The sequence below is a fragment of the Streptomyces sp. NPDC059443 genome (genome assembly GCF_042750105.1).
In the GTDB taxonomy this organism is placed as follows: domain Bacteria; phylum Actinomycetota; class Actinomycetes; order Streptomycetales; family Streptomycetaceae; genus Streptomyces.
This window is the reverse complement of record NZ_JBHYVM010000040.1, coordinates 1-7,672: the sequence shown is the minus strand read 5'-3', so window position 1 is coordinate 7,672 and position 7,672 is coordinate 1. Positions and strand designations below refer to the sequence as shown.

Below are 7,672 nucleotides of genomic sequence, written 5' to 3'. Positions count from 1 at the left end.
GCCCCGCGCGCCGCGCCGGGCGGCGCCCCGCGGGGGGGGGGGGGGCGGGGGTGGGGGGGGGGGGGGGGGCGGCGCCCCCCCGCCCCCCCCCCCCCACGCTTCCTCAGAAGAAGACGGACCTCCGCTGCACCAGCAGCTTGTACAGCGTGTGCTGGATCTGCTCCCGCACCTGGTCCGTGAGGTTGAACATCAGCATCGGATCCTCCGCCGCCTCCGCCGCGTACCCCGCGGTGGCGATCGGCTCCCCGAACTGGATGGTCCACTTCGTCGGCAGCGGCAGCGCCCCGAGCGGCCCCAGCCACGGGAACGTCGGAGTGATCGGGAAGTACGGGATCCCCAGCAGCCGCGCCAGCGTCTTCGCGTTGCCGACCATCGGGTAGATCTCCTCCGCCCCCACGATCGAGCAGGGCACGATCGGCGTCCCCGCCCGCAGCGCCGTCGACACGAACCCGCCCCGCCCGAACCGCTGGAGCTTGTACCGCTCGCCGAACGGCTTCCCTATCCCCTTGAAGCCCTCGGGCATCACGCCCACCAGCTCCCCGGCCTCCAGCAGCCGCTGCGCGTCCTCCGCGCAGGCCAGCGTGTGGCCGGCCTTCCGCGCGAGCTCGTTCACCCCGGGCAGCATGAACACCAGGTCGGCCGCCAGCAGCCGCAGGTGCCGCTCCGCCGGGTGGTGGTCGTGCACGGCCACCTGGAGCATCAGCCCGTCCAGCGGCAGCGTCCCGGAGTGGTTGGCCACGATCAGCGCGCCGCCCTCCTTCGGGATGTTCTCGATGCCCTTGACCTCGACCCGGAAGTACTTGTCGAACAGCGGCCGCATCAGGGACATCAGGACCTGGTCCGTCAGCTCCTTGTCGTAGCCGAAGTCGTCGACCTCGTACTCCCCGGTGATCCGGCGCCGCAGGAACGCCAGCCCGCCGGCGATCCGCCGGTCCCAGCCGCCACCGACCGCGCCCGAGGGGGCCGGCGCGGCCGCCACCACGGGCTCCACCACCACCGGCGGCTCGGTCTCCGGCGCCTCCGGCGCCACCCGCACCCGCCTCGGCGGCCGGCGCCGCGGCCGGTCCTCGTCGAACGGAATGACCTTGGCGTCCGCCACTATCGCTTCGCTCCCTCAGTCACATCGCCGGCGGTCACATCACCGGCGTCCACTCCCAGCAGCCCCGCCACCCGGTCCACGGCCCGCGCCGCCCGCTCCGGCGGCAGCAGCCCGCTCCCCCGGCTCCGCGTGAAGTCCGCGAAGGTCTCGGCGGTCGTGTACATCGGCCGGAATCCCAGCACTTCGCGCATCTGGGTGGTCTCCACGACCCGCCCGTGCGTGAGGAGCCGTATCTGCTCCGGGGAGAAGTCCGTCGCCCCGATCGCCCGCAGCGCCGAGCCCACCCAGGTCACCCCGGGCAGCGGCAGCGCGAGCGCCGGGCGGCCGAGCCGCCGCGTGCACTGGGACAGCAGCAGCACCCCGTCGCCCGCAATGTTGAAGGTCCCGCTGTTCAGCGTCCCCCGCCTGGGCTCCTGCGCCGCGAGCCGGAGCACGTCCAGGACATCGTCCTCGTGCACGAACTGAAGGCGCGGGTCGTAGCCAAGCACGGTCGGGATCACCGGCATCGAGAAGTATTCGGCGAGCGCCGAGTCGGCGAAGGGGCCGAGGATGTTCGCCAGCCGCAGCACGCACACGGCGACGTCGGGCCGCCTGCGCGCGAAGCCGCGTACGTACCCTTCGACCTCCACCGCGTCCTTGGCGAAGCCGGCCGCGGGCAGCGATTTCGGCTGCGTGGTCTCGGTGAAGACGGCCGGATCCTTCGAGGTGCCCCCGTACACACTGGTACTGGACTTCACCACGAGGCGGCGGACCGTCGGGGACTTCTGGCAGGCCCCGAGGAGCTGCATCGTCCCGATGACGTTGGTTTCCTTGACGGTGCTGTACGAACCCGAGCCGGCGCCCGTCGCCGCACCCCCGGTGACCGCCAGGTGGACCACCGTGTCCACGGCGTTCTCGGCGAGCACGCGGGCGATCGCCGACTGCCTGATGTCCGTACGGACGAACTCGGCCGATCCCAGCCGGTGCGGCGGCGTCACCGCGTCGACCGCGATCACCCGCTCGACCTCCGGGTCCCGCTGGATCCGCCGTACGAAACGGCCTCCCAGCTGCCGGGCAGCCCCGGTAACGAGCACGACCTTCCCCACGAGCTCAGCGCCTCCCTCGAAGAAGTCCCCCGGCTGCACCGCAGCCCCTCCACCAGGATGGTGGAGGGGCTGCGGAGAACACGTACAGCTGCCGTTTACTTCTTGTTACGACGCTGGACGCGGGTGCGCTTGAGCAGCTTGCGGTGCTTCTTCTTAGCCATCCGCTTACGCCGCTTCTTGATAACAGAGCCCACGACTACCCTCGCTCATCTCTCACTCGGTGCGGGGCGTCTGGGCCCACACGACCTACGTCGGCCTAGCCTACCCGCCAGAGCTCTGAGCTTGTAATCCGAGTGCTTCGGAGGGGTCGCCAGGTGCTCCCGGCCCTTGCCCTCAGGCCGATTCCACCCCCACGAAGGACTCGCGAAGGTACTCGTGCACCGCGTTTTCCGGGACCCGGAAGGACCGGCCCACCCGGATTGCGGGCAGATGTCCGTTGTGCACCAAGCGGTACACGGTCATCTTCGACACTCGCATCACCGAGGCGACCTCCGCCACGGTCAGGAACTGAACCTCACTGAGAGGCCTCTCGCCAGCAGCCATGACACACCTTGACCTTCCGCGCATGACGGGCACCGGCTTCCCCTCCGGTTACGCCCCGTCGTCGCACGCTCACTCCCCAGAGTAGGGGCGTGTGATACGAGTGGGGAAGAGGAGCTACGGCCACTCCTGTCCGCCCGACAGCCGAGCCCGGTCGAGCACGTAGCGGGTGAGCGGCAGGTAGTAGTCCGCGCGCACCGCGTCATCAAGCGGAACGGCCACCGAGACCCGCCCCTCGGCCTCCCCCACGAACAGCGCCGGATCATCCGTATCGGCCAGCCCGATCGCCTCCACACCCAGTTGACCTGCGCCGCAGACCCACCCGTGGTCCCCCACCACCAGCTCCGGCAGCGGCCCCCCGGCCTCCGCCAGCGCCCCCAGGGCGATCCGAACCGGCAGCGGCGAATGGGTGTGCGCGCCGGTCGCACTCCCGGGCGGACGCGCGCCGCCTTCCCGCACCAGTGCGACCCCTCGTACGTAATCGATCCTGTGCCGTCGTACGCCGAACCGGGTCTGCATGTCGACGGCGGCCCCCCGCGCAGGGGTGAGGACATCACATCCCGCCGCCGACAGCGCCCGGGCCAACGTGGCGTAGAACCCCAGGAGCCGGTGCGGGTGACCGGTCCCGAACAGTACGGGCGCCCGCGCCCCGGCGGCCGCGCGCAGCCGCCCCGCGAAGGCCTCCAGCCCCGCCACCGTGCGCTCCGGATCGATCACGTCCGGCCCGCTGACGTGCGCCGGATCCGCCGAGACCCCGCACTTCTCCGCCATCAGCCGCAGGAGGTCACCCTCGCCCCAGCCCCACTCCGGATCCAGCCCCAGCAGCACCCGCGGATCCCGCGCCGCGAACAGCCGGTAGCTCCGCAGGCTCTCCTCCCGCGACGTGGCGACGGGCCCGGCCAACCGGGCGGCCAGCAAATGCGCACGCAGCGCGCCGGTGCTCAACACGCTCCCGATGCTCTCGCACCAGCCCTGACCCCTCACCAATTCCGGCCAATCCCACCACCGTTGGAGTAACGTTCCACCGTTTCAGCCCCGCCGGGGTTAGGGGACGGCCCCGCAGGGCTCAGGCCAGCATCCCCCGCAGCGGGAACACCGCCCGCCGGGTAGCCAGGACCGCCTGGTCGATCCGATCCGCAGGGTCGTACCCGGCCTCCCAGTCCCGCCAGCTCGGCGTCCGCCCATCCGTCATCCGCCCCGGCGCCACCTCCCGCGTCCGCGCATACACCTCGTCCCGCCAGGACCCCGGGATCGCGGTCTCCGGATCGATCGGCCTGTGCCCGGCAATGGCCACCAAATGCGTCCACGACCGCGGCACCACGTCCACCACCGCGTACCCGCCACCCCCCAGCGCCAGCCACCGGCCCCCCGCGTACTCGTGCGCCAGCTCGTGACACGCCTCCTGGACCGCCCGCTGCGCGTCCAGCGACACCGCCAGATGGGCCAGCGGGTCCTCGAAGTGGGTGTCGGCCCCGTGCTGGGTCACCAGCACCTGAGGCCGGAAGTCCGCCAGCAGCTCCGGCACGACCGAGTGGAAGGCCCGCAGCCACCCCTCGTCCCCGGTCCCGGCCGGCACCGCGATGTTGACCGCCGAGCCCTCGGCCGCCGGCCCGCCCGTCTCCTCCGGCCAGCCGGTCTGCGGGAACAGCGTGCGCGGATGCTCGTGCAGCGACACGGTCAGTACGCGCGGGTCGTCCCAGAAGGCCGCCTGCACTCCGTCCCCGTGGTGCACGTCGACGTCCACGTACGCGACCCGCTCGGCCCCCAGCTCCAGCAGCCGGGCGATGGCCAGAGCCGCGTCGTTGTACACGCAGAAACCGGCCGCGCCCCCCGGCATCGCGTGGTGCAGCCCGCCGGCGAAGTTGACCGCGTGCTCTGCGTCCCCGCGCCAGATCGCCTCGGCGCCCGCCACCGACTGTCCGGCGATCAGCGCGGACGCCTCGTGCATCCCGTGGAAGGCCGGATCGTCCATGGTCCCGAGCCCGTACGAACCGTCCGCGAGCCCGGGGTCCGCGGACACCTCGCGCACGGCCGCCACGTAGTCCTCGCGGTGCACGAGCCGGAGCGTGGACTCCCCGGCCTGCCGCCCGGCCCGTACCTCCAGTTCCCGGTCGAGCCCGAAGGCCCGTACCAGGCCCATGGTCAGCGCCAGGCGCACCGGGTCCATCGGATGGCTCGGTCCGAAGTCATACTTCGTTACCGCCTCGTCCCACATCAACAGCCCTGTCACTGACTCGCCGCTCATGCCCGACACCGTATCGGGCACCCCGCGCCCCGAACGAGCGGGCGTAGTAAAGAGTGATGAGGACGAGCACCATCGGCACGAGCATCGCGCCCCGGTAGTTCCAGGCGTCGCCGATCCCGCCGACGAGCGGCGCTCCGATCAGGAAGCCGACGTAGTTGAAGATGTTGAGCCGCGCGATCGCGGTGTCGGAGGAGTTCGGGAACAGCCGCCCCGCGGCGGCGAAGGTCTGCGGCACGATCACGCACAGCCCGATCCCCAGCAGCGTGAAGCCGAGCATCCCCGTCCACGCCCCGGGGGCGGCCGCGACCACGGCGAACCCGAGGGCGGCGACGACCGACCCGATCCGTACGACGGTCACGGCCCCGAAGCGGCGCACGCCCTGGTCCCCGACGGCCCGGCCGAGGAGGGTGGTCACCATGTAGACGTTGTAGGGCACGGTGGCGAGCTGCTCCGAGCTCCCCAGCACGTCCTGGAGGTACTTGGCGCTCCAGTTCGACACCGTGGAGTCCCCGATGTACGCGCACGCCATCACCAGGCACAGCGGCAGCAGCAGCTTGAACCCGCCGGCCCCGAGGCCCTTCGCGTCGGAAGGCGTCGCCCCGGCCTCCTGGTCCACGTAGAACCGGCTGGCGAAGAGCGCGAGCGGCAGCAGGATCACCACGGCGGGCAGGTACGAGGTGAACAGCGCGAGGTGCCAGTGGGCCCCGGCCCAGGCGGCGGACGCGCCGACGATCCCGCCGAGGCTGTACGAGGCGTGGAAGCCCAGCATGATGCTGCGGCCGTACGCGCCCTGGAGGCTCACTCCGAGCATGTTCATGGAGGCGTCGAGCGACCCCACGAACAGCCCGAACGCCCCGAGCGCCAGCGCCGCCTGCCACATCTCGCCGCCCGCGCCGGCCCCGAGCAGCGCCAGCAGGACCAGCGGCTGTGCCCACCGCAGTACGGTGCTGGGCGCGACCCGCTTCACCAGGTGCTCGGTGACGACGCTGGAGAGCCCCGCGAGGATCGGTACGGCGGCCAGGAACGCCGGCAGCAGCGCGTCGGATATGCCGTACCGGTCCTGGATGGCCGGGATCCGCGTCACGAGCAGCGCGAAGGTCACGCCCTGCACGAAGAAACTGAACCCCAAAGCCCCGCGCCCGCGGCTCAGCCGCGCGTCTGCTGTCATGGCGGCACAGCGTAGGGCGCCGGTCCTACCGGTGGGTAGAGCGATCACATATCGATTGGGTCAGTGATCTGATCAGTGATCGGATCAGTGATCGAACCCGCCGGTGTAGCCGCCCTCCAGGCCGAGGAGCCCCAGCAGCTGCCCCATGTCCCCGAAGTACCCGGTGGCGCCGGGCAGCCGGTCCGCGGGCATCATCGCGGTGTAGGCGAAGACGTCCATGCCCGCGGCGATGGCGGCCTGGACGCCGAGCGGGCTGTCCTCGACGACCACGCAGCGGGCGGGGGCCACGCCCATCTGGTCGGCGGCGTGCCGGAACAGGTCCGGGGCCGGCTTGCCCTTGCCCACGTCCTCGGAGCTGAAGATCCACTCCTCTTCGAACCACTCGTCCAGCCCGGACGCCCGGTGCCCGACGCGGATCCGCTCGTGGCTCCCGGAGGAGGCGAGGCAATAGGCCGTGCCCGTCTCGACGAGCGCGGCCAGCACGTCCCCGACCCCGGGCACGGGCTTGAGCTCCCGCTCGAAGGCCGCGAAGGTGCGCGCGTGCAGCGTCTCGTCGAAGTCGTCCGGCAGCACCCTCCCGCTCCGCTCCCGCACGAGGTCGTGCACCCGGTGCACCGCGGCTCCCATGTAGTCGCGGAGCGACTCCTCGTACGAGGTCGGGTGCCCCAGCTCGGTCAGATACCCGGCGAGGATGCTGTTGGCGAGCGGCTCACTGTCCACCAGCACGCCGTCGTTGTCGAAGATGACGAGGTCGTAGCCCATGCGACAACCCTACGAGCCGTCAGCCCGAATCCATCCGGACCCCATGCCGGGCATCCGCAGGACATCCGAAGAACCTCCGGCCCCGCCGCGACGGTCCCTTCGTCATCCATTCCGGTGACTCCCCGCAGCAGGTGGGACATCCCGGATGCCCATGACCGGCCAACTGGCCCAGGGCCTCGCCCAGGGCCAGTTGGCCGAACAACCCGCCTCAGCTGATCAACCAGGACTGATGGGTTCCCAGCCGTTCGGGGGATACGCCAGCCGCGTCCGGCGCGTTTCCCGCCCCTCCGGGGCATCCCTTGGTGGAACGAAAGGGAGACATGATGCCGCTCTATCTATCGAGGTTCAGCTACACACCGGAGACTTGGGCAAGGCTGATCGTCCACCCAGAGGACCGCACAAAGGCCGCTCAGGCGTACATCGAGTCCGTCGGCGGAAAGCTCCACGGCTTCTGGTACGCCTTCGGCACGCACGACGGCTACAACCTGTGGGAGGCCCCCGACAACGTGTCCATGGCCGCGGTTGCGCTGGCGATCAGTGGAGGCGGCGCGCTCAGCTCGTTCGAGACCACAGTTCTCCTGACCGTCGATGAAACCATGAACGCCCTGCGCAAAGCCGAACGAGTCCAGTACCGGGCGCCGGGCAAGTAGCGGTCCAGGCCGATGCGTTTTGCCCGTAAACGCAGAAAAGCCCCGTACCAGTTCCCTGGTACGGGGCTCTCTACAATGATTGTTCGGCGGCGTCCTACTCTCCCACAGGGTCCCCCCTGCAGT

Annotated in this window: 9 protein-coding genes; 1 reads left to right on the top strand and 8 read right to left on the bottom strand. The window is 70.9% G+C overall.

The annotated features are described in order from the left end of the window. Positions 1-103: 103 nt before the first annotated feature. From ACFXDJ_RS30475 to ACFXDJ_RS30440, 8 genes are all read right to left on the bottom strand, one after another. Positions 104-1,099, bottom strand: a complete 996-nt coding sequence (locus tag ACFXDJ_RS30475; protein ID WP_384662580.1) for a lysophospholipid acyltransferase family protein — start codon at positions 1,097-1,099, stop codon at positions 104-106. Further along, entirely contained in the window at positions 1,099-2,184 is a 1,086-nt protein-coding gene (locus ACFXDJ_RS30470) for an NAD-dependent epimerase/dehydratase family protein (RefSeq protein ID WP_384662582.1), read from the bottom strand. The genes ACFXDJ_RS30475 and ACFXDJ_RS30470 overlap by 1 nt, the downstream gene beginning before the upstream one ends. A gap of 95 nt (positions 2,185-2,279) precedes the next feature. Next, a complete protein-coding gene (locus ACFXDJ_RS30465) occupies positions 2,280-2,378 on the bottom strand; it encodes a 30S ribosomal protein bS22 (RefSeq protein WP_003948845.1) in 99 nt (32 codons plus the stop codon). A gap of 139 nt (positions 2,379-2,517) precedes the next feature. Beyond that, positions 2,518-2,727: a helix-turn-helix domain-containing protein gene (locus ACFXDJ_RS30460; RefSeq protein ID WP_162688852.1), complete on the bottom strand. Its 210-nt coding sequence runs from the start codon at positions 2,725-2,727 to the stop codon at positions 2,518-2,520. A 114-nt stretch (positions 2,728-2,841) separates the two neighbouring features. Continuing rightward, complete coding sequence (locus ACFXDJ_RS30455) at positions 2,842-3,672, bottom strand: phosphatase (RefSeq protein WP_384662585.1); 831 nt, start codon at positions 3,670-3,672, stop codon at positions 2,842-2,844. A gap of 118 nt (positions 3,673-3,790) precedes the next feature. Continuing rightward, on the bottom strand, positions 3,791-4,939 hold the full coding sequence (locus tag ACFXDJ_RS30450) for an acetoin utilization protein AcuC (protein ID WP_384662594.1): 1,149 nt from the start codon (positions 4,937-4,939) through the stop codon (positions 3,791-3,793). Then, positions 4,911-6,137: an MFS transporter gene (locus ACFXDJ_RS30445; RefSeq protein WP_384662588.1), complete on the bottom strand. Its 1,227-nt coding sequence runs from the start codon at positions 6,135-6,137 to the stop codon at positions 4,911-4,913. The genes ACFXDJ_RS30450 and ACFXDJ_RS30445 overlap by 29 nt, the downstream gene beginning before the upstream one ends. 84 nt (positions 6,138-6,221) lie before the next feature. Further along, positions 6,222-6,899 (bottom strand): HAD family hydrolase, encoded by a 678-nt coding sequence (locus ACFXDJ_RS30440; RefSeq protein ID WP_384662591.1) that lies wholly within the window; start codon positions 6,897-6,899, stop codon positions 6,222-6,224. A gap of 323 nt (positions 6,900-7,222) precedes the next feature. Between ACFXDJ_RS30440 and ACFXDJ_RS30435 the strand changes: the two genes are divergently transcribed. Then, positions 7,223-7,549, top strand: a complete 327-nt coding sequence (locus tag ACFXDJ_RS30435) for a GYD domain-containing protein (protein WP_384662597.1) — start codon at positions 7,223-7,225, stop codon at positions 7,547-7,549. Positions 7,550-7,672: the final 123 nt, after the last annotated feature.